Source organism: Ruegeria sp. BJ3, assembly GCF_056535665.1.
The window spans coordinates 152,731-175,245 of record NZ_JBQFIT010000002.1 but is presented as its reverse complement, the minus strand read 5'-3'; the positions used below and the strand labels follow the sequence as shown (position 1 = coordinate 175,245).

The following is a 22,515-nucleotide window of genomic DNA, read 5'->3' as shown; positions in this document are numbered from 1 at the left end:
GTTCGAGGGTTTTATGCAACGGGTATTGATTACGGGCACTGCGGGCTTCATCGGGTTCCACCTGGCCAAGCTGCTGTTGTCCGAAGGGTTTCAGGTCCATGGCTATGACGGGATGACGGATTACTACGACGTCACTCTCAAACAGCGCCGCCATCAGATGCTGTTGCAGACGCCCGGCTTCTCGGCAACCGAGGATCTGTTGGAAAACCACGAACGCCTCATGCAGGTTGCAGACGAATTCCAGCCCGAGGTTATCGTTCACCTCGCCGCTCAGGCGGGTGTGCGTTACAGCCTTGAACACCCGCGCAGCTATATCGATTCAAACGTTGTGGGTACGTTCAACGTGATGGAGGTGGCCCGTCAGCACAAGGTCGGGCACCTGCTCATGGCCTCTACCTCTTCGGTTTACGGGGCAAACGAAGACATGCCCTTTACCGAGGTGGAAAAGGCCGACACCCAATTGACGATCTATTCTGCCACCAAGAAGGCGAACGAAGCGATGGGCCATTCCTATGCCCATCTCTGGGATCTGCCCACGACCATGTTCCGGTTCTTCACCGTATACGGCACCTGGGGCCGTCCGGACCTGGCTCTGTACAAGTTTGTCGATGCAATTCTGGATGGGCGCCCGATCGACATTTACAATCACGGCGAAATGTATCGCGACTTCACCAATGTGAACGACCTGGTGCGCGGAATCCGGTTGTTGATCGATGCGGTCCCCGTCCGTCCGGACAGCCCCGAGGATATCGAGGAGGGTGACAGCCTATCGCCGGTCGCGCCTTATCGTGTGGTCAACATCGGGAATGGTGACAAGGTGCGTCTGATGGATTTCGTCGAAGCAATCGAGGAAGCCGTGGGCAAGAAGGCGATCCGGAATTACATGCCCATGCAGATGGGTGATGTTCCGGCGACTTGGGCCAATACCGACCTGCTCCAACGCCTGACCGGGTATCGTCCGCAGACCGATTTCAAGGATGGAATCGCTCAGTTCGTCGAATGGTTCCGCGAATACCACGGCAAATGATCTAGTGACCCGGACCTGACGTATGCTTGAAACGAACCCCAATTCCCGTCGGATCGCCGTGATCGGTCTGGGCTATGTCGGCCTGCCGCTGGCCGCTGCCTTTGGAAAGATTGGACCGGTTCTGGGCTTTGACATCAATCCCACGCGCATCGACGCGTTGCGCCAAGGCAAGGACGCCACGCATGAGGTCAGCGAAGACGAGCTGTCCGCCGCCGGGGGGTTAAGATTTACCACCGACCCCGCCGATCTGACGGGCTGTGACACGTATATCGTGACGGTGCCGACACCGATCACAGCACAAAAACAGCCAGACCTCGCACCATTGATGCGCGCCTCTGAAACGGTTGGACGGGTGTTGAAGCCTGGTGATCTGGTCATCTATGAATCAACCGTCTACCCCGGCGCGACCGAGGAAGACTGCGTCCCGATCCTCGAGCGGGAATCCGGCTTGCGTTTCAACGTGGATTTCTTTGCCGGGTACAGTCCTGAGAGGATCAATCCCGGCGACAAGGCGCATCGCATCGCCGATATCTGCAAGGTGACGTCCGGATCGACGCCTAAGGCCGCCGATCTGGTGGACGCGCTCTATGCGCGGATCATCAGGGCGGGAACGCACAAGGCCGAAAGCATCCGCGTGGCCGAGGCTGCGAAGGTGATCGAGAACACACAGCGCGATCTGAATATCGCCTTGGTGAACGAACTCGCCATGATCTTTGGCCGCCTCGGCATCGACACCGATGCCGTGCTGCGCGCGGCGGGCACCAAATGGAATTTCCTGCCCTTCCGCCCCGGCCTTGTCGGTGGGCATTGCATCGGGGTCGACCCCTACTACCTGACCCACAAGGCCGAGGCCGTTGGCCATCATCCCCAGGTCATTCTGGCAGGGCGGCGCCTGAATGATGGAATGGGCGCATATGTCGTGGCCCAGTTGGTCAAGCGGATGATCCGCGAGCGGATCGAGATGACGGACGCCCGGGTCCTGGTCATGGGGCTGACCTTCAAGGAAAACTGCCCTGATCTGCGAAACACCCGGGTCGTGGACATCGTTCACGAGTTGCAGAGCTACGGCGTGATCGTAGACGTGCACGATCCCCATGCCGACCCGCAAGCCGCACGTGACGAATATGGGATCGACCTGCTGGAGCACCCCAAGCCCGGCACCTATGACGGTATCGTCCTTGCGGTTGCCCATGACGCATATCTTGCGATGGATCCGGCCGAAATCCGAGCGTTCGGAAAGGCCCGGAATGTCCTGTTCGACGTCAAATCCTGCCTGCCGCGCAGCGCCAGTGATCTGAGGCTCTGACCCGCGCCAGCACACTGACATGAGAGACACTCTCTGACTGTGAAACCTCTGTCCGCAAGGTCCGAGGCCCTGTGGGTTGCCGCCGGCCATTTCAGCCTTCTGACCGGCGGGCTGGCGCTGGTCCGGGTGCAGACCGGCCTGTTGGAGCCGTCGGTTTATGCGCACTTGGCTTTGGCCTTGACGGTCTTCAGCTTTGGGCAGGTGGCCGGTTTCGGTGGTCTGAACCAAGCCATAACACGATTGTACGCACTGGCCGAGCAGCGGCGGGCGTTGGCGGCCTATCGAAGCTGCGTCTGCAAAAAGTACCTGCAGGCCGCCGGTGCGTGTTCCGCGGTGCTATGCGTCCTTGCTTTTGTGTCAGCGCTGACTGGCGCCGCCACCACTGCGCTGCTAGTTCTTTCCGTGTTGCCGTATTCGTTGTTGAACGGCGCGCTCAGCGCGCTGATTGCGATGGGGAATGCAGCACGTTGTCGTCCGGTGGGCTCAGGGCCTGGGCCTATTTCCTGTTGCGATACGTGATCTGGCTGGGATTTTTGGACAGCCGTCAAGGGCGGCGGTTTCACCGGCTGCAGGGTCTTTGGTATCGTCGTCGAGTCGACCGGACGTTGGCGTTGGTAGCACGCTACATGCGGGACAACCGCGTTGACCCACCGACGGCAATACGCAGCGCTCTGGGTCTTGATGTTACAAAATGAAACCGGCGCAAGATTGCGCCGGTTTTTTCTTAGCCACCAAAGTCGTCCAGCATGATGTCTTCGCGATCAACACCCAGATCCAGTAGCATGTTGATGACCGACTGGTTCATGATCGGCGGACCGCACATGTAGAATTCGCAGTCTTCGGGCGCCGGGTGGTTCTTGAGGTATTCCTCGAACAGCACGTTGTGGATGAACCCTGTGTAGCCATCCCAATCGTCGCCCGGTTGCGGGTCGGACAAAGCAACGTGCCACTCGAAGTTTTCGTTCTCGGCTGCCAGCTGGTCGAAATCTTCAACATAGAACATCTCGCGGCGTGACCGGGCACCGTACCAGAAAGTGATCTTGCGTTTGGTGTTCAGACGCTTGAGCTGGTCGAAGATGTGGCTGCGCATCGGGGCCATGCCCGCGCCGCCACCAACGAACACCATCTCTTTGTCGGTCTCGCGTGCGAAGAATTCCCCAAACGGACCCGAGATCGTGACTTTGTCACCCGGCTTCAGGTTGAAGATGTAGGACGACATCTGCCCGGGCGGAATGCCTTCGGACCCCGGCGGGGGCGAGGCGATCCGCACGTTGAGCATGATGATGCCTTTTTCGTTGGGGTAGTTGGCCATCGAATAGGCCCGCTCGATCGGTTCGGTAACCGTGGATTTGTACTGCCACAGATTGAACTTGTCCCAATCCTCACGGTATTCCTCGGCGACGTCGAAATCGCTGTAGTCGACCTTGTGCGCCGGGGCGGCGATCTGGATGTATCCGCCAGCGCGGAAATTCACATCCTCGCCCTCGGGAAGTTCCAGCACCAGTTCCTTGATGAAGGTCGCCACGTTGTCGTTCGACCGGACGGTGCATTCCCATTTCTTGACGCCAAAGACCTCTTCGGGAACTTCGATCTTCATGTCCTGCTTGACGGCCACCTGGCACGACAGGCGGTCTCCACAAGTGGCCTCGCGCTTGGTGATGTGGCTTTCTTCGGTCGGCAGGATCGACCCGCCGCCCTCCAGTACACGCACCCGGCATTGCGCGCAGGTACCGCCGCCGCCGCAGGCCGACGGAACGAACAGCTTTTCGGCTGCCAGCGTCTGCAGCAGCTTGCCGCCGGCAGGAACCGAGATGGTTTTCTCACCGTTGATGGTGATGTTGACGTTGCCCGATGAAACCAGCCGAGACCGGGCCGCCATGATCAGCGCGACCAAGGCCAGAACGATCAGGGTGAAAAGGACAACGCCGAGCGAGAAAGTTTCCATGCCCCTGCCCCTTTACAGTTTGACGCCCGAGAAGGACATGAAGGCCATCGCCATCAGACCTGCGGTGATGAAGGTGATGCCGAGGCCCTGCAGCCCGTCCGGAATGTCGGAATATTTCAGTTTTTCGCGCACGCCAGCCATGGCGGTGATCGCCAGCGCCCAACCAAAGCCCGAGGACAGGCCATAGGTTGCGGCCTCGGCAAAGTTGTAGTCGCGCTCGACCATGAACAGCGAGCCGCCCAGGATGGCGCAGTTCACCGTGATCAGCGGCAGGAAGATCCCCAGCGCGTTGTAGAGCGGCGGGAAATACTTGTCCAAGACCATCTCGAGGATCTGCACCATCGCCGCGATCACGCCGATATATGAAATCAGGCCGAGAAAGGTCAGGTCAACATCCGGGAACCCGGCCCACGCCAGCGCACCGGGCTTGAGCAGGTAGTTCAGCAACAGGTTGTTGGCCGGAACGGTGATGGCCTGCACGACCATGACCGAGATCCCAAGCCCCAGCGCCGTCGAGATTTTTTTCGACACGGCGATGAAGGTACACATGCCCAGGAAAAAACTGAGCGCGAGGTTTTCGACGAAGATGGCCTTCACGGCCAGTGAGATGAGACCTTCCATCAGTGCGCCTCTACCTGCTGGATCTTGTATTCACGTTCCTCGACCTGGTTCGGCTTCCACGTACGGAAGGCCCAGATGATCAGGCCGATGATGAAAAAGGCCGACGGCGGCAGCAGCAGCAAGCCGTTGGGGACGTACCAGCCACCGTTGTTCACGGTTTCCAGGATGGTCACCCCAAACAGAGAGCCCGAGCCGAACAGCTCGCGGATGACGCCGACCAGCATAAGGATCAGGCCATAACCCATGCCGTTGCCCAAGCCGTCGATGAAGGACGCCACGGGCGGGTTCTTCATGGCAAAGGCTTCGGCCCGGCCCATCACGATGCAGTTGGTGATGATCAGGCCCACGAAGACCGACAGCGTTTTCGATATCTCGAAGGCATAGGCCTTGAGGATCTGGTCGACCAGGATCACCAGCGACGCGATGATGACCATCTGCACGATGATCCGGATCGAGCCGGGGATCTGGTTGCGCAGGCATGAGATGAAGAAGGACGAAAACGCCGTCACGAACATCACGGCCAGCGACATCACGAAGGCCACTTGCAGCGACGAAGTTACCGCCAGCGCCGAGCAGATACCCAACACCTGCAGCGTGATCGGGTTGTTGTCGACAAGCGGGTCGACCAGCAGATCTTTCTTGGTCTGTGACATCAGATCTCTCCTGCTTGCAGCTTGGCCAGGAACGGAGCATAGCCCGCGTCCCCCATCCAGAATTTCACCAGGTTGTCGACGCCGACCGTAGTCAGGGTCGCGCCGGCCAGCGCATCGATATAGAAGTCAGGCCCTGCGGCGGGCATGGTTTTGGCGACCGTGATCTGCAGATCACCCGTATCGTCGCGCAGCTTCTTGCCGCTCCAGAGGGCTTTCCAACGCGGGTTGTCCACCTCGGCCCCCAGGCCCGGCGTTTCCCCGTGCTGATAGAATTGCAGCCCGAAGATGTCGTTGCCATTCGCTTCGAGCGCGATGAAGCCATAGAGCGTAGACCACAGCCCATAGCCGTGGACCGGTAGGATCACCTTGTCCAGCGCGCCGTTTTCGTCGCGCAGCAGGTAGATCACGCGGTATTTCGCCTTGCGGCCGATGCCGGCAGGGTCGTCGGCAAGCGGCTCGCTCAACTCGGGGTCACTGGCGGCGGCAATGTCGTCGAACGTGGCCGGGTCGAACTGGTCGTCGACGAACTCACCCGTCGCCAGTTCCAGCACATGCGGTTCGAAAGCGGCAAAAGCCTCGGCCACGTCGATGCCCGGCTCATAAACGCCCGCGACCTGCAGAACGTTGATCTGCTTGTCCTTGAGCTTGTTGGCCTCTTGCACCGGGCGCAGGCTGACGGCCGCTGCCGACACGATCATCGAAGCAACCAGGCACACGGCGACCGCGATGAAAATTGTCTTGCCAACCGAGTCCGGCGAGGCCGCCAGGAACCGGGCGATGGCGCCTTTGGGTTCAGGGGATTGCGTATCAGACATGGCGACGCGCCCTCCGTTTGATGTTTGCCTGAACGACGAAATGGTCGATCAGCGGCGCAAAGACGTTGCCGAACAGGATGGCCAGCATCATGCCTTCGGGGAAGGCCGGGTTCACCACCCGGATCATCACGACCATGACCCCGATCAGCGCGCCATAGATATAGCGGCCCATGTTGGTGTGGCTGGCCGAGACCGGCTCGGTCACCATGAAGGCCAGACCGAACGCATAACCGCCCAGCACGACGTGCCAGTACCACGGCATCGCGAACATCGGGTTGGTGTCCGATCCGATCAGGTTCAGCAGCAGGGTAAAGCCGATGGTCCCTGCCAGACAGCCCACGATCAGGCGGTAGTTGGCAATCTTGGTCATCAGCAGGAAGGCCAGCCCGACCATGCAGGCCAGGGTCGATGTCTCACCAAAGCTGCCCTGGATCGAGCCGAAGAAGGCGTTCCACCATGTGACGCCCTCGGCCGCCAGCGCCTGGTAGCCGTCGGCGGCTGAAACGGCCAGCGCGGTCGCGCCGGAAAAACCGTCGACCGGGGTCCAGACCGCGTCGCCCGACATGGATGCGGGATAGGCGAAATACAGGAAGGCGCGCCCCACCAGCGCGGGGTTGAGGAAGTTCTTACCGGTGCCCCCGAACACTTCCTTGCCGATGACCACACCAAAGATGATCCCCAGCGCCACCTGCCACAACGGCGCGGTGGCCGGCATGATCAGCGTGTACAGCATCGAGGTGACGAGAAAGCCCTCGTTCACTTCATGCCCGCGCACGGTGGCAAAGATAACCTCGAAGGTGCCGCCCGCGACCAGTGTCACGATATAGATCGGCAGGAAATACATTAGCCCGTGCATCACGTTGGCAAAGATGCTGGAGGGATCCAGAGAAATGCCCAGGGCCTGCAGGATGGCGATGCGCCACCCGGTCGCCGACTCCGGGCCCAGCGTCACGATGGCCGAGTTGGCCTGGAAGCCGGTATTGTACATGCCCCACAGGATGCAGGGGATGGTGGCGATCACGACATAGGTCATGATCCGTTTCATATCCACGTAGGACCGCGCGTGCGGCGCCACGGATGTTACGGTTTTCGGAGTGTAGATAAAGCTTTCCACCATCTCGTAGATGGGGAAAAACTTCTCGTACTTGCCGCCCTTGGTGAAGTTCGGCTCGATCCGGTCAAAGAAGCTGCGCAAACCCATGTGGATCAGCCCTCCTTTTCAATCTTGGTCAGGCAGTCGCGCAGCGCCAGCCCGTATTCATACTTGGCCGGACAGGCAAAGCCCACAAGGCCCAAATCTTCTTCGTCAAGCTCCAGCGCGCCCAGGGCCTGCGCCGTGTCGGTATCCATCACCAACAGCGCCCGCAACAGTTGCGTCGGCAGGAAATCCTGCGGCATGAGCTCTTCGAAGGTGCCGGTGGGCACCATGGCGCGGCGACCGCCGTTCAGGTTTGACGTGAAGGCGAACAGCTTTTTGGCAAAGGCCGAACCCAGAACCGGCTGCACCGCGTATTTCGACGGCATCGGACGGATCCAACCCATCGGGATCTGGTCGTGATCCTCGCGGATGATGCAGATCTGGCGCGCGAAGCGTCCCAGATAGGCGAACGGCCCGGTGGCGTGACGACCCGAAAGGACCGAACCCGAAATGACCCGTGCTTCGCCATCAACATTGATCTCGTCACGGGTCAGATCCTCGGTCGAGGCGCCCATGACGGTGCGGACCAGACGCGGTTGACGCGCGCCGGGACCGGTCAGAGCGACCACCACGTTCGGGTCCAGATGCCCCGACTGCAGCAGCCGCCCGATGGCGATCACGTCCTGATAGCCGATGGTCCAGACGGTTTTCTCGGCGGTCACGGGTTCGAGGAAGTGGATATGCGTCCCGGCCAGGCCCGCCGGATGGGGGCCGCTGAAAGCCGCGGCCTCGACGCCCGGCAGATCGACGCCGGGGATCGTGTCGCAATCCTTCTGGCACAGATAGGTCTTGCCTTCGGTCAGCTTGGCCACGGCGGCCAGACCGGCGGCAAAGGCCTCGCTCGCGTCATTGATGATCAGCGCGGCATCGGCGGCCAGCGGCTCGCTGTCCATGGCGGTGACGAAAATCGCGGCGGGCGCGGTGCCCGGCTGCGGCATCTTGGAATAGGGCCGCGTGCGGAACGCGGTCCACAGGCCGGCGGCGCACAGCTTGGCGGTGAGGCCCTGCGCGGTCTCGGCATCGCCCACGCCCGAGAAATCGACACCGGGGTCGTTGGGGTCCGAAACCTCGATCACGACGCTCTGTAGCACGCGCCGCGCGCCGCGGTTGATGGCCACGACCTTGCCGGTCAGCGGCGCCACCATCATCGCCTCGGGCGCGTCCTTGTGGCAGAACAGCGGCGTGCCGCGCTGGACAGTGTCCCCTTCCTGCACCAGCATCCGTGGTTTGAGCCCGATATAGTCTCCACCCAGCACGCCAACCGAAGAATATGCTGGCCCTGGCTGAATGACCTGTTCAGGCGATCCCTCGATCGGAAGGTCCAGTCCCTTTTTCAGTTTGAAAGTTTGCATGTCGCTACGTTCTTCCAAGCCTTTTTCTTGCGCCCGTCATACAGCGCCCTTTGTTTTGGGCACTGCATAGCGCGGAGTTTCGTAAAGCCCGTCGTAAAAACGACGAGGACCGGCCGAAATCCGCGGGCGTCTCTCTGATTACGGCCCCTTTACGCGGCGAAGCGGCCAAACGCAAACCTGTTACCGCCCAAATCGCGTGCCGTGTAGCTATTTTTAACCGAAACCTCGGGTGGAGTACCAAAAACTTGGTAGGAAATTTCGTGTCGCACGGATGGCCCTGCTGATATAAGCAGCCGGAATGGAGAATACCGATCTTGAGATTTTTCTGGTCGCGACACCCGGTCTGGAGGCTCCCCTCCTCGCCGAAGCGCAGGAGGCCGGATTCGTAGAGGCCCGGCTCGCCCCCGGAGGTGTCACGGTTCGTGGCAACCTGCGCGAGGTCTGGCGTGCCAATCTCCAGTTGCGCGGTGCCAACAAGGTATTGGTTCGGGTGGGTTCGTTCCCGGCTGTGCATCTGGCTCAGCTGGACAAGCGGGCACGAAAGTTTCCGTGGGGAGATTTTCTGAAACCCGACGTCCCGGTTCGGGTTGAGGCCACCAGCCGAAAATCCCGCATCTATCATGCCGGCGCAGCACGGCAACGGATTGAAGGCGCAATCTCTGACACGTTGGGGGCCCCGATCTCGTCCGAGGCGACGGTCCGTGTTCTGCTGCGAATCGAGAAAGACATCTGCACATTTTCCCTCGACAGTTCCGGAGAGGCGCTGCACAAGCGCGGGCACAAGGAAGCGGTGGCCAAGGCCCCCATGCGCGAAACGATGGCGGCGATGTTTCTGCGCAATTGCGGCTTTGACGGATCCGAGCCGGTGCTGGACCCGATGTGCGGCTCGGGCACTTTCGTGATCGAAGCCGCGCAGATCGCGATGGGCCTGCCGCCCGGCCGCGACAGAGCCTTTGCCTTTCAGGACTTTGCCGGATTCGACCCCAAGGCTTGGGCAGAACTCCGCACCGACTGGGTCGCGACGCAGACAGATACCGTGTTCCATGGCTCGGACCGTAATGACGGGGCGATTGCGGCCGCGCAGGCCAATGCCAGCCGCGCCGGGGTGGACGGCGGGACGCGATTCCAAAAACGCGCAGTCGCTGACCTGAAACCGCCCATGGGCGGGCCGGGCCTGGTAATCGTCAACCCACCGTATGGGGCACGCATCGGCGACGAAAAACGCCTGCGGTCGCTGTATGGCAGCTTTGGCAAAGTGATGTTGTCCAAGTTTTCAGGCTGGCGTGTCGGGGTCGTCACCAGCAACCAGTCCCTGGCGCGCGCCACCCGCCTGCCGTTGCTGCCTCCGGGTCCGATCGTCGATCATGGCGGCACGAAGATCCGCCTCTATCAAACCGAGGCCCTGCCCTGACCGGCCAATTCCTGCGGGTCCAAGCGGCAGAGTCAGTTCGGACAAAAAGCACACAGAATCCCTCTTGCGCATCAAATCCACTGGGTATAGATCACGCGCCACGGTCGGAGTGTAGCTCAGCCTGGTAGAGCACTGTCTTCGGGAGGCAGGGGTCGGAGGTTCGAATCCTCTCACTCCGACCAATAAAACAAGGCGCCCTGCGGCGCCTTTTTTGTTGGTTGGTCGTATCTCCAAATATGTCCGGGGCAGCAACGTGCTCAATTATTCGGCATCTGCGCACGATCTGCCATCTGGATAGGCGCTTTCCAGAGAATTGAGCGCAGCGCTCCGAGGGTGGCATTGCCTCGCTCTGCCGGCTTGGTCAGTTCGATGTTATGAACCAAACGTTGACCGTTGTTGTAGTCGAACAGAACCCGGACCGCGCCGATGCGATCCTCGAGGCCCTGAAAGCGGCGGGGAGCGTCGAGGCGCACGTGATCGATGGCGTGTCTGAATTGCCGCGCAAGATTGCTGTCCACAATCCCGATGTCGTTCTGATCGACATCGACAATCCATCTCGGGACATGCTTGAAGAACTGACAACCGCCTCCGGCCCGATGGAGCGGCCGGTTGCCATGTTCGTATCCGGGGCTGCAGGCGGCCTGTCCAAAGCTGCGGTCGAAGCAGGTGTCTCGGCCTATGTCGTCGACGGTCTGCATCCCGAAAGGGTCAAGCCCATCATCGACACCGCCATCGCCCGTTTCCAAGTACTGCGCCAGATGCGGACCGAGTTGGCGGAAACCCGACGCGCATTGGAAGAGCGCAAGGTGATCGACCGCGCGAAAGGGCTGTTGATGAAAGCAAAGGGCATTCAGGAAGATGAAGCATATGCCCTGCTGCGCAAAACCGCCATGAATCAGAATCGTCGGGTGGCCGATGTTGCCGAGGCTTTGGTGACCGCTTCGGGGCTGCTGTCATGAGGGCGGTCTCGCTCCGAGCGGCCTATATGCCGTTGGTCGATGCGGCCCCCCTGATCGTGGCGCACGAGATGGGATATGATCAGGCCGAGGGCATCTCCTTGGACCTGCGCCCCGCCCCGTCCTGGTCCTCGTTGCGGGACATGCTGGCCTTCGGACATGTTGATGCGGCACATCTGCTGTCCCCTGTCCCGGTGGCCATGGCGCTGGGGCTTGGGGGGATCGTCACGCCCCTTTCGGCCGTATCGGTCCTGTCGGTCAATGGAAACGTGATCGGCGTTGGCCGCCAACTGGAGGCGCGGCTGCGCGAAAATGGCTATGCCTTCGATTTCAGCAACGCCACTGCGGCCGGAGCGGCATTGGCAAAAGCGGCCGGTGGAACGCTGACCTTCGGGGTTCCGTTTCCGTTTTCCATGCATGTGGAACTGCTGCGATATTGGGTCAGCGGCACGGAACTCGCCTCGACCCAGGTTGAGATCCGCACCGTTCCCCCACCGCTGATGGCCCAGGCCCTGGCCGCCGGTGAGATCGATGCTTTCTGCGTGGGTGAGCCCTGGGGGTCGTTTTCCGTCGATGACCGGGTGGGTGCGCTCCTGCTGCCGGGAAACGCGATCTGGTCCTGTGCCCCGGAAAAGGTCCTGGCCGTGCGAACGGATTGGGCACAGACGGAACCACATCTGACAGGCGCATTGCTGCGGGCGATCTGGCGGGCGGGCCGGTGGCTTTCAAATCCCGATAGCCTGACTACGGCGTCGGAGATGCTGGCGCAGAGGCTATACCTGGATGTTCCGGCGGACCTGGTCGACCGGGCATTGACCGGTCAATTTGCGATTTCAGCGCGCGGTGATCAGCGTCAGGTCGACCGGTTTGTCACTTTTCATGAAGGAGCAACGGGCTTTCCTTGGCGCAGTCAAGCCAAATGGATCGCGCATCACATGGCGCGAAGATATGGTCTTGATCCGTCAAATGCCGAGCGTACGGCGGCCGATGTGTTCCAAAGTGACCTGTATCGGCGCGAGCTGCAGGGAATCGGTGTTGTCATGCCCATCGAATCTGAAAAGCCCGAGGGTGCCGGCGACGACCCGACGCTAATGGCCGGGCCGGGCGGAAAGCTGATGTTGCCGCGAAATGTCTTTTTCGACAGTCGGATTTTTGAGCCTTCCCAGTAAGTGCGCCTAATTTTTTTGCACTGCAGCGTCAAATAATGCTGCGTTGCAGAATTTTCGCCTGATGGCCGTCAATTTTGGATGACTCATCTGCTCACCGGTGCGTTTATCAGGACAACGGCAGGCAACGTCGCCCACCGTAGGAATTCGCCCGATGTCTTGGGCAAAACTTCTGAGCAAAGCCGCTCGACCAACCGCCTTCTCCTTCCGGCGGTGTGTGTCGGCGGCTTTTTTTTGGCCCGAACGTTGCTCGGGTCGCCACCCAGCCCGGTTTGGGCCGGACCGAAAGGAACAAAGATGAAAAAACTCATTCTGAGTCTTGTTGCGACGACAGCCCTTGTTGCGCCGGCCACCGCAGAAATGCTGGAGCTGGAAAAGGACGAACTGACCTTCGGCTTCATCAAGCTGACCGACATGGCGCCGCTGGCCGTGGCCTATGAGCAGGGGTATTTCCTGGACGAAGGCCTGTTCGTGACGCTCGAGGCGCAGGCCAACTGGAAGGTTCTGCTGGACGGCGTGATCGGCGGCCAGTTGGACGGTGCGCATATGCTGGCCGGTCAACCGCTGGCGGCGACCATTGGTTATGGAACCGAGGCGCATATCATCACGCCCTTCTCGATGGACCTGAACGGCAACGGCATCACGGTATCGAACGAGGTCTGGGCGGAGATGAAACCCAACATCCCGGTGATGGACGACGGCCGCCCGCAGCACCCGATCAGCGCCGAGGCGCTGGCTCCGGTGGTCGAGAAGTACAGGGCCGAGGGCAAGCCCTTCAACATGGGCATGGTGTTTCCGGTTTCGACCCACAATTACGAGCTGCGCTACTGGCTGGCCGCCGGGGGTCTGAACCCGGGCTATTACAGCCCCGAAAACGTGACCGGCCAGATCGGCGCGGACGTGTTCCTGTCGGTCACCCCGCCGCCGCAGATGCCGGCCACGCTCGAGGCTGGCACGATCCATGGCTATTGCGTGGGCGAGCCGTGGAACCAGCAGGCGGTGTTCAAGGGCATCGGCGTTCCGGTCATCACCGACTACGAGCTGTGGAAGAACAACCCTGAAAAGGTATTCGGCATCACCGCCGAATTCGCCGAGGAATACCCGAACACCACCTTGGCCGTAACCAAGGCGCTGATCCGCGCGGCGATGTGGCTGGACGAGAACGACAATGCCAACCGCCCCGAGGCGGTCGAGATCCTCAGCCGCCCGGAATATGTCGGGGCCGATTACGAGGTGATCGCCAACTCGATGACCGGCACGTTCGAATACGAAAAGGGCGACAAGCGCGAGGTGCCCGATTTCAACGTATTCTTCCGCTACAACGCGACCTATCCGTTCTATTCCGACGCGGTCTGGTACCTGACCCAGATGCGCCGCTGGGGGCAGATCCCCGAAGCCAAGGCAGACAACTGGTATGACGAGGTCGCCAAGTCGGTCTACAAGCCCGAGATCTATCTGCAGGCCGCGCGCCTTCTGGTCGAAGAAGGCCTGGCGGACGAGGCCGACTTTCCCTGGGACAGCGACGGCTACAAGGCACCCACTCCGGCCGAGGACATCATCGACGGCATTCCCTTCGATGGCCGCGCGCCGAACGCCTATCTCGAAAGCCTACCGATCGGCCTGAAGGGCGACCAGAAGGTCGTCGGGACCGAAGTCCAAGGCTGACCCCGAACCGCCCTGCCCGGCTGCGGTCGGGCAGGGCCCCTGAAACGCCCCGCCATCGCAAGGACGCATCAGATGACAACGGTCGATCCGGAATTCAACGCAGACGCCGCACGGGACGCGCGCCGCGCCCGTCTTTTCACCCGCATCAACGCCGCCGACAAATGGTTCCAGGTGTTGGGCCTCAGCTGGGCCACGCCGGTTCTGAAGGCCGCCGCCGGCGACAATCCCCGCGCCCAGATGGCCGAGATCTGGCGGCTGCTGATCGTGCCGATCCTGTCGATCTGCGCCTTTTTGCTGCTATGGGCTACGCTGGCGCCCAAGGTGCAGACCTCGCTTGGGGCGGTGCCTGGCCCGGCGCAGGTCTGGGAGGAATTGGTCAACCTGAATCAGGACGCTCAGGCCAAGGCCGCCAAACGCGCCAAGTTCGAGGCGATGGTCGAAAAGCGGAACCAGAAGCTGATCGAGGCCGGCCGCGCGGACGAGGTCAAGCAGGTCGCCTATACCGGCGCGCCGTCCTACTACCAGCAGATCTGGACCTCGATCAAAACCGTGTTCTTCGGATTCCTGATCGCCACGGTCGTGGCGGTGCCGCTGGGCATCGCGGCGGGTCTGTCGCCCACCGCAAACGCGGCGCTGAACCCGTTGATCCAGGTGTTCAAGCCGGTCTCGCCGCTGGCCTGGCTGCCGATCGTGACGATGATCGTCTCGGCAATCTATGTCACCAATGATGGCTGGTTCGCGAAATCCTTCCTGATTTCGGCCATCACTGTGACGCTGTGTTCGCTGTGGCCCACGCTGATCAACACCTCGTTGGGCGTGGCGTCGATCGACAAGGATCTGGTGAACGTGTCCAAGGTTCTGAAGATGAACACCTGGACCAAGATCACCAAGCTGGTGCTGCCCTCGGCGCTGCCGCTGATCTTCACCGGCCTGCGCCTGTCGCTGGGCGTGGGCTGGATGGTTCTGATCGCGGCCGAGATGCTGGCGCAGAACCCGGGCCTGGGCAAATTCGTCTGGGACGAGTTCCAGAACGGCTCGTCCAGCTCGCTGGCCCGGATCATGGTGGCGGTCTTTACCATCGGCATCATCGGTTTCCTGCTGGACCGAGTGATGTACGCGCTGCAGTCCCTGTTTACCTTTACCAACAACCGGTGAGCGTAATGAGCATTCTCAGCTTCGAAAACGTCTCGAAATCCTTCGGCGAAGGCACCGGGCACACCGATGTTCTGAACGGCATCGACCTGCAGGTGCAGGAGGGCGAGTTCCTGGTGATCCTGGGCTTTTCCGGCACCGGCAAGACCACGCTGATCAACCTGTTGGCCGGGCTAGACATGCCCAGCCGCGGTCAGGTCACCTTCAAGGGCGCGCCGATCAAGGGGCCGGGGCCGGAACGCGGCGTGATCTTTCAGAACTACTCGCTGATGCCGTGGCTGACGGTCAGCGGCAATGTCGGGCTGGCGGTCGATACGGTCTTTCCGGGCCTGCCCAAGGCCGAGAAGGCCGCGAAAGTGGCCCATTACGTCAAGATGGTCGGCCTCAGCCACGCGGCGTCGCGCCGTCCGGCCGAATTGTCGGGGGGGATGCGCCAGCGGGTCAACGTGGCCCGGGCGCTGGCCATGAACCCCGAGGTCTTGTTACTGGACGAGCCGTTGTCGGCGCTGGACGCGCTGACCCGCGCCAACCTGGCCGACGAGATCGAGCGCATCTGGGAAGCTGACCGCAAGACCTGCGTGCTGATCACCAATGACGTGGACGAGGCAATCATCCTGGCCGACCGGATCATCGCCCTGAACCCCGACGGCACGCTGGGGCAGGAGTTCCGCGTCTCGATCCCGCGCCCGCGCGACCGGGCGGCGATGAACACCGATGAAACCTTCAAGCGCCTGCGCGCCGAGGTCACCAAATACCTGATGGATGTGGGGATCGAGGCCAAGGTCGAAGGCACCCGCATCCTGCCCGAGGTCACGCCGATCCACGGTGTGCCCGCCGCCGTGACCGAGGCGCAGAAGGGCATGATCGACAGCCGGTTCCTGGATTTCTCGCAACTGCACAAGGTCTATCCCACGCCCAAGGGGCCGCTGACCGTGGTCGAGGATTTCGACCTGAAGATCGACAAGGGCGAGTTCATCTCGCTGATCGGTCATTCGGGCTGTGGCAAATCCACGGTGCTGACCATGGCGGCGGGGCTGAACGAGATTTCCAAAGGCGCGATCAAGCTGGATGGCCGCCACGTCGAAGGTGCCGACCCTGAACGCGCGGTGGTGTTCCAGTCGCCCAACCTGTTCCCGTGGCTGTCCGCGAAAGAGAACGTGGCGATCGGTGTCGACAAGGTCTATCCGAACGCCAGCCAGGCCGAACGGCAGGACGTGGTGGAGTATTACTTGGAACGCGTCGGTCTGGCCGATGCGATGGACAAGCAGGCCAGCGACCTGTCGAACGGCATGAGACAGCGCGTCGGCATCGCCCGGGCCTTTGCCCTGTCGCCCAAGCTGCTGTTGCTGGATGAGCCTTTCGGGATGCTCGACAGCCTGACCCGCTGGGAGCTGCAGGAGGTTCTGATGGAGGTCTGGTCGCGCACCAAGGTCACCGCGATCTGCGTCACCCATGACGTGGACGAGGCGATCCTGCTGGCCGACCGGGTGGTGATGATGACCAATGGCCCGCAGGCCACGATCGGCAAGATCACCCGCGTCGACCTGCCCCGCCCGCGCACCCGCAAGGCGTTGCTCGAACATCCCGACTATTACGCCTACCGGCAGGAAGTGCTGGATTTCCTCGAAGAATACGAACACGGCGCCAAGCCAAAATCGCCCGCCCCCAAGGCCATTGCAGCGGAGTGACCCCATGAAACAGAAACTTGTCGTGATCGGTGCCGGGATGGCGTCGGGCCGCGTGCTTGAACATCTGACCGGGACCGCGCCGGATGCGTTCGACATCACCCTGTTCAACGCCGAACCGCGCGGAAACTACAACCGCATTATGCTCAGCCCGGTTCTTTCGGGCGATAAGACCTATGAGGACATCGTCACCCATGACGGCGACTGGTACGCGCAGCGGGGCATCGCCTGCCGCTTTGGCGAGCATGTGGTGAAGATCGACCGCGAGATGAAGGTGGTCGAGGGCGAAAACGGTCATGTGCCCTATGACAAGCTGCTGATCGCCACCGGCTCGGCCCCGTTCATCATTCCGGTTCCGGGCAAGGACCTGCCCGGCGTCATCACCTATCGCGATCTGGACGACACCAACGCGATGATCGACGCGGCCGCCAAGGGTGGCAACGCGGTGGTGATCGGCGGCGGGCTTCTGGGGCTCGAGGCCGCGGCGGGGCTGGCCGAGCGCGGCATGACCGTCACCGTGGTGCACCTGATGGGCCATCTGATGGAACGGCAGCTGGATGAGGCCGCCGGATACCTGCTGCGCAAGGATCTGGAAAGGCGGGGGATCACCGTGCGAACCCAGGCCTCGACCAAGGCCATTCTGGGCGAGGGTCGCGCCGAGGCGGTGCTGCTGGAAAGCGGCGAGACGCTGCCCGCCGACCTGGTGGTGATGGCCGTCGGCATCCGCCCCGAAACCCGGCTGGCCACCGATGCCGGGCTGGACGTTGCCCGCGGGATCGAGGTGAACGCGCAGATGCAAAGCTCGGACCCGGATGTGATGGCCGTGGGCGAATGCGTCGAATTCGACGGCCACCTGTTCGGCCTGGTGGCGCCGCTTTTCGATCAGGCCAAGGTCGTGGCCAATACCCTGCTGGGCCAGCCGGATGCTTTCGTGGTCAAGGAACTGGCCACCAAGCTGAAGGTCACCGGCTGCGACCTGTTCAGCGCCGGAGACTTCGCCGAGGGCGAGGGACGCGATGACATCGTGTTCCGCGACCCGGCGCGCGGGGTCTACAAGCGGCTGGTGATCGAAGACGACCGCCTGATCGGCGCGGTCATGTATGGCGACACCGCCGATGGCAGCTGGTTCTTCGGCCTGATCAAGGACGGCACCGACATCGACGAGATGCGCGACACGCTGATCTTCGGCCCGGCCTATCAGGGAGGCGACACCGCGGACCCTCTCTCAGCCGTTGCAGCATTGCCGCCTGAGGCGGAGATCTGCGGCTGCAACGGCGTATGCAAGGGCACCATCGTCGAGGCGATCGCCGCCGGGGCCACCGATCTGGCCGCCGTGCGCGCCAGCACCAAGGCCAGCGCATCCTGCGGAACGTGCACGGGTCTGGTCGAACAGGTCCTGCAGGTCACGCTTGGCGATGAGTTCCAGATGCCGGCGGCGCAACCGATCTGCGGGTGCACCGATCTGACCCACGAGGACGTGCGCCGCCTGATCAAGGCGCAAGAGTTGAAAAGCCAGGCCGCCGTCTGGCAGGAGTTGGGCTGGAAAACGCCCAATGGCTGCCATGTCTGCCGGCCGGCGATCAACTATTATCTGCTGGCCGACTGGCCGCTGGAATACCGTGATGACCCGCAAAGCCGGTTCGTCAACGAACGCAAACACGCCAACATCCAGAAGGACGGCACCTTCAGCGTCGTGCCCCGCATGTGGGGCGGCATCACCAACCCGGCCGAGCTGCGCGCGATCGCCGACGCGGCCGAGAAATACGACGTGCCCACCGTCAAGGTCACCGGCGGTCAGCGCATCGACCTGCTGGGCGTCAAGGGCGAGGACCTGCCCGCCATCTGGGCCGATCTGAACCGGGCCGGCCTGGTCTCGGGGCACGCCTATTCCAAGGGTCTGCGCACGGTCAAAACCTGTGTCGGCACCGATCACTGCCGCTTCGGAACCCAGGACAGCACCGGCCTTGGCATCAAGCTGGAACAGATCCTGTGGGGCTCGTGGACACCGCACAAGCTCAAGCTCGCGGTCTCGGGCTGCCCCCGCAACTGTGCCGAGGCGACCTGCAAAGATATCGGCGTGGTCTGCGTGGACTCGGGCTATCAGATCGGCATCGGCGGGGCGGCCGGTATGGACGTCAAGGAAACCGAACTGCTGTGCCAGGTCCCGACCGAGGACGAGGCGATCGAGGTGGTGATGGCCGTCACCCAGGCCTATCGCGAGGGCGGCAAGTATCTGGACCGGCTGTACAAATGGCTGGCCAAGGTCGGCATGGACTGGGTCAGGGCCAATGTGGTCGACGACCTCGAAAACAGGCGGGCATTGGTCGCGCGGTTCGAACTGTCGCAAAGCATCTATCGCAAGGACCCCTGGGCCGAGCATGTGCGTGACAAGGCGCCGAGCTATGCCCCGATTGCAGATTTCACCCTGGAGGCCGCGGAATGAGCTGGATCGACATCGGACATATCGACGACGTGCCGCTGCGTGGCGCGCGTCTGGTGAAAACCCGTCTTGGCTGCATCGCCATCTTCCGCACGGCCGAGGCCGAACTGTTCGCGGCCAGCAATGCCTGCCCCCACAAGGGCGGCCCGCTGTCCGAAGGCATCGTGCATGGCCAGTCGGTGACCTGCCCGCTGCACAACTGGGTGTTTGACCTGAATACGGGCGAGGCCCAAGGCGCGGATGAAGGCCGGATCACCACCTATCCGGTTCGGCTGGAGGGCGGGCGCATCCTGCTGGACGCCCGCGCCGTCACCGAGCGGAGCGCCGCGTGATGGACGGCTCGAACCTGCCCGAGGTGCGATCCACCTGCGCCTATTGCGGCGTGGGCTGCGGCGTGCTGCTGCGCCCGGACGGGGCGGGAGGTCTGACCGTGCGGGGCGACCCGGACCACCCGGCGAATTTCGGACGGTTGTGTTCCAAGGGCACAGCTTTGGGAGAAACGGTCGGGCTGGAGCACCGCCTGCTGACCCCGTGCGCCTTTGGCCGGGACGTGGGCTGGGACGAGGCGCTGCAACTGATGGCCGACCGGTTCCGCGAAACGATCGCGGCGCATGGTCCCGACAGCGTGGCCTTCTATGTCTCGGGGCAGTTGCTGACCGAGGATTACTACGTGGCCAACAAGCTGATGAAGGGCTTCATCGGATCGGCCAATATCGACACCAATTCGCGGCTGTGCATGGCCTCGACCGTGGCCGGGCACAAGCGGGCCTTTGGCACCGACACCGTGCCGGGCACCTACGAGGATCTGGACCAGGCCGATCTGGTGGTGCTGGTAGGGTCGAACCTGGCGTGGTGCCACCCGGTTCTTTATCAGCGGGTTCTGGCGGCCCGGCAGGCGCGCGGGACCCGGATCGTGGTGATCGACCCACGGCGCACCGCCAGCTGCGATCAGGCCGATCTGCATCTGGCGCTGAATCCGGGCAGCGACGTGGCGCTGTTCAACGGGCTGCTGACCGAGATTCATCGGCGCGGGGCCGTGGACCCGGACTTCGTCAAGCAAACCTCGGGTCTGGAAGCCGCTCTGGAAACGGCCGGAAACGACCAGATCTCGGAAACCGGCCTGCCCGCCGAAAAACTCGCCGCCTTTTTCGATCTATGGATCAATACCCCGCGCGTCGTGACGATCTTCAGCCAGGGAGTGAACCAATCCTCCAGCGGGACCGACAAGGTAAACGCCATTCTGAACTGCCATCTGGCCACCGGTCGGATCGGGCGGCCGGGAATGGGCCCGTTCTCGGTCACCGGCCAACCCAACGCGATGGGTGGGCGCGAAGTGGGTGGTCTGGCCAACACGCTGGCTTGCCATCTGGACATCGAAAACGCCGATCATCGCGCCGCGGTTCAGGCGTTTTGGCAATCCCCTTCAATACCGCAGTCTCCGGGGCTGAAGGCCGTGGACATGTTCCGCGCGGTCGAAGATGGGCAGATCAAGGCCCTTTGGATCATCCACACCAACCCGGCGGCAACCATGCCCGAAGCTGACAGGGTCAGCCACGCAATCGCCGCCTGCCCGTTCACGGTCGTCAGTGATCTGACGTTGCACTCCGACACGGCGCGTCTGGCCGACGTCGTGCTGCCGGCCGCCGGGTGGGCCGAAAAGAACGGAACAGTCACGAATTCGGACCGAACCATCAGCCGGCAACGCGCCGTTTTGCAGCCACCGGGCCAAGCGCGCCCGGATTGGGACATCTTGGCCGAAGTTGGCCGCCGCATGGGATGGAAAACCGCGTTCGACTACGCTTCACCGGCCGAAATATTCCGGGAATACGCCGCCATGTCCCAAATCACCGCGCGGTTCGGGAAAGACTTCGACATTTCGGGCTTCTCCGACATTGACGAGGCGGGCTATGCCGAATTGGAGCCCACCCGCTGGCCATTGGATCGCAGGCGCGCAGGTGGAAGATTTTTCGGTGACGGACACTTCTTTCATTCCGACGGGAAGGCCCGGATCGTTCCCGTTGCCCATCGACCTCCGGCAGCCTTGCCCGGACAGCAATATCCCTTTGTGATGAACACCGGACGCACACGGGATCAATGGCACACCATGACCCGGACCGGTCTTTCAGCCCGCCTGTCCGCGCATCTGGCCGAGCCGTTTGTGGACATTCACCCCCAGGACGCCGCCCGCGAGGGGATATCCAGCGCAGACCTTGTCGAAGTCACCAGTCCCTCTGGGCGTGGTATTTTTCGCGCGCGCATCACCCAAGATGTTCGCATCGGTCACGTCTTTGCCCCCATCCATTGGACTGCGGAAACGGCCCCTTCGGGCCGGGTGGACATGCTGGTTCCCGGCACCACTGATCCGATTTCCGGACAACCTGAAAGCAAGGCCACACCCGTTTCGATCTGTGTCATGCAGGCGGCGTGGTACGCCTTTGCCGTCTCCAGGAAACCCCTGACCCCCTCGGTCGCCTACCGCGCGACGGTCCGAACGGACAACGGTTACAGGACAGAGCTGGCTGATCATGCCCGGATACAGGATTGGGAACAAACCGCCCGCGAATGGTTTGCGCTGGCCGATGCGGACGCGGTCACGGCAGGTGATCCGGCCCGAGGGTCTTTCCGCATTGCGTTGTCGCAAGACGGATGCCTGCAAGCGGCACTGTTCGTGTCGCCGCGCCCGCTGCCCCTGATGCGGGACTATCTTGCGTCGATGCCGGACATACCACCCGCACAGTTTCTGACCGGCCGCGCACCCGCAGATGCCAAGGACACCGGACCGATCATCTGCGCCTGTTTTGGCGTCGGGTTGAAGACGATCGTTGACGCGATCTCGTGCGGGAAAGCGATCAGTGTCGACGCTATCGGCGCGGCGTTGAGCGCCGGAACAAATTGCGGGTCTTGCCGGCCTGAATTGGGTGCCCTGATCGACCGGTATTCCCCGGATGCCGCCGACAACCTGAGCCGACAATTGCAGGGAGACGTCGCCTAGCCCGGTCGCATTTCTGTTGACAGGTGATCCCGCGATGGGCAGCATTTTTCTATCGGATCGACAATCAGAGTGATCAAGCCGTGATTGACTGCGCCAAAGATACCCAAGGCCGCCGGGCAACCGGTTGCAAC

The 22,515-nt window shown here is 62.2% G+C and carries 18 protein-coding genes and 1 tRNA gene; 13 read left to right on the top strand and 6 right to left on the bottom strand.

Annotation, left to right across the window (positions count from 1 at the left end; genetic code table 11):
• The first annotated feature begins 13 nt into the window (after positions 1 to 13).
• From ACR3EL_RS18185 to ACR3EL_RS18175, 3 genes are read left to right on the top strand one after another with little or no spacing between them, the layout of a single operon-like run.
• Complete coding sequence (locus ACR3EL_RS18185) at positions 14 to 1,027, top strand: GDP-mannose 4,6-dehydratase (protein WP_170341487.1); 1,014 nt, start codon at positions 14 to 16, stop codon at positions 1,025 to 1,027.
• 22 nt (positions 1,028 to 1,049) lie between these two features.
• Positions 1,050 to 2,333, top strand: coding sequence for a Vi polysaccharide biosynthesis UDP-N-acetylglucosamine C-6 dehydrogenase TviB (gene tviB, locus ACR3EL_RS18180; protein WP_170341486.1), 1,284 nt, complete (start codon positions 1,050 to 1,052; stop codon positions 2,331 to 2,333).
• A 39-nt stretch (positions 2,334 to 2,372) separates the two neighbouring features.
• Positions 2,373 to 2,852 (top strand): polysaccharide biosynthesis protein, encoded by a 480-nt coding sequence (locus ACR3EL_RS18175; protein ID WP_170341484.1) that lies wholly within the window; start codon positions 2,373 to 2,375, stop codon positions 2,850 to 2,852.
• Positions 2,853 to 3,057: 205 nt separating this feature from the next.
• On the opposite strand, the gene nqrF is transcribed toward ACR3EL_RS18175, so the two are convergent.
• The 6 genes from nqrF to ACR3EL_RS18145 are packed head-to-tail and all read right to left on the bottom strand — an operon-like array spanning position 3,058 to position 8,917.
• A complete protein-coding gene (nqrF, locus tag ACR3EL_RS18170) occupies positions 3,058 to 4,278 on the bottom strand; it encodes an NADH:ubiquinone reductase (Na(+)-transporting) subunit F (protein ID WP_170341483.1) in 1,221 nt (406 codons plus the stop codon).
• Positions 4,279 to 4,290: 12 nt separating this feature from the next.
• Complete coding sequence (gene nqrE / locus ACR3EL_RS18165) at positions 4,291 to 4,899, bottom strand: NADH:ubiquinone reductase (Na(+)-transporting) subunit E (protein ID WP_050603817.1); 609 nt, start codon at positions 4,897 to 4,899, stop codon at positions 4,291 to 4,293.
• Positions 4,899 to 5,552, bottom strand: a complete 654-nt coding sequence (locus ACR3EL_RS18160; RefSeq protein ID WP_170341481.1) for an NADH:ubiquinone reductase (Na(+)-transporting) subunit D — start codon at positions 5,550 to 5,552, stop codon at positions 4,899 to 4,901. The genes nqrE and ACR3EL_RS18160 overlap by 1 nt, the downstream gene beginning before the upstream one ends.
• The gene (locus ACR3EL_RS18155) at positions 5,552 to 6,367 is read right to left on the bottom strand and encodes a Na(+)-translocating NADH-quinone reductase subunit C (RefSeq protein WP_170341479.1); all 816 of its coding nucleotides are present in this window, start codon (positions 6,365 to 6,367) and stop codon (positions 5,552 to 5,554) included. Before ACR3EL_RS18155 ends, ACR3EL_RS18160 begins: the two co-directional genes overlap by 1 nt.
• A complete protein-coding gene (locus ACR3EL_RS18150) occupies positions 6,360 to 7,568 on the bottom strand; it encodes an NADH:ubiquinone reductase (Na(+)-transporting) subunit B (RefSeq protein WP_480722514.1) in 1,209 nt (402 codons plus the stop codon). Before ACR3EL_RS18150 ends, ACR3EL_RS18155 begins: the two co-directional genes overlap by 8 nt.
• Positions 7,569 to 7,573: 5 nt before the next feature.
• Positions 7,574 to 8,917, bottom strand: coding sequence for a Na(+)-translocating NADH-quinone reductase subunit A (locus ACR3EL_RS18145; RefSeq protein ID WP_480722513.1), 1,344 nt, complete (start codon positions 8,915 to 8,917; stop codon positions 7,574 to 7,576).
• Between the two features lie 298 nt (positions 8,918 to 9,215).
• On the opposite strand from ACR3EL_RS18145, the gene ACR3EL_RS18140 reads away from it, so the two are divergent.
• The 10 genes from ACR3EL_RS18140 (at position 9,216) to ACR3EL_RS18095 (ending at position 22,384) form a co-directional block, all read left to right on the top strand.
• Positions 9,216 to 10,328 (top strand): THUMP domain-containing class I SAM-dependent RNA methyltransferase, encoded by a 1,113-nt coding sequence (locus ACR3EL_RS18140; RefSeq protein WP_170341473.1) that lies wholly within the window; start codon positions 9,216 to 9,218, stop codon positions 10,326 to 10,328.
• Positions 10,329 to 10,433: 105 nt separating this feature from the next.
• Positions 10,434 to 10,510 (top strand) — tRNA-Pro (locus ACR3EL_RS18135).
• Positions 10,511 to 10,702: 192 nt separating this feature from the next.
• Positions 10,703 to 11,287 (top strand): ANTAR domain-containing response regulator, encoded by a 585-nt coding sequence (locus tag ACR3EL_RS18130; protein ID WP_170341425.1) that lies wholly within the window; start codon positions 10,703 to 10,705, stop codon positions 11,285 to 11,287.
• Positions 11,284 to 12,453 (top strand): ABC transporter substrate-binding protein, encoded by a 1,170-nt coding sequence (locus ACR3EL_RS18125; protein WP_170341980.1) that lies wholly within the window; start codon positions 11,284 to 11,286, stop codon positions 12,451 to 12,453. The genes ACR3EL_RS18130 and ACR3EL_RS18125 overlap by 4 nt, the downstream gene beginning before the upstream one ends.
• A 294-nt stretch (positions 12,454 to 12,747) precedes the next feature.
• Positions 12,748 to 14,115, top strand: a complete 1,368-nt coding sequence (locus ACR3EL_RS18120) for a CmpA/NrtA family ABC transporter substrate-binding protein (RefSeq protein ID WP_170341978.1) — start codon at positions 12,748 to 12,750, stop codon at positions 14,113 to 14,115.
• A 72-nt stretch (positions 14,116 to 14,187) separates the two neighbouring features.
• Positions 14,188 to 15,270 carry an ABC transporter permease gene (locus ACR3EL_RS18115; RefSeq protein ID WP_170341976.1) on the top strand — a complete coding sequence of 361 codons (1,083 nt, stop codon included), beginning with the start codon at positions 14,188 to 14,190 and terminating at the stop codon, positions 15,268 to 15,270.
• Positions 15,271 to 15,275: 5 nt separating this feature from the next.
• Entirely contained in the window at positions 15,276 to 16,955 is a 1,680-nt protein-coding gene (locus tag ACR3EL_RS18110; RefSeq protein ID WP_170341974.1) for an ABC transporter ATP-binding protein, read from the top strand.
• Positions 16,956 to 16,959: 4 nt separating this feature from the next.
• Positions 16,960 to 19,395, top strand: a complete 2,436-nt coding sequence (gene nirB / locus ACR3EL_RS18105) for a nitrite reductase large subunit NirB (protein ID WP_480722512.1) — start codon at positions 16,960 to 16,962, stop codon at positions 19,393 to 19,395.
• Positions 19,392 to 19,724 (top strand): nitrite reductase small subunit NirD, encoded by a 333-nt coding sequence (gene nirD / locus ACR3EL_RS18100; RefSeq protein WP_093963084.1) that lies wholly within the window; start codon positions 19,392 to 19,394, stop codon positions 19,722 to 19,724. The genes nirB and nirD overlap by 4 nt, the downstream gene beginning before the upstream one ends.
• Complete coding sequence (locus ACR3EL_RS18095) at positions 19,724 to 22,384, top strand: molybdopterin-dependent oxidoreductase (RefSeq protein ID WP_480722511.1); 2,661 nt, start codon at positions 19,724 to 19,726, stop codon at positions 22,382 to 22,384. The genes nirD and ACR3EL_RS18095 overlap by 1 nt, the downstream gene beginning before the upstream one ends.
• Positions 22,385 to 22,515: the final 131 nt, after the last annotated feature.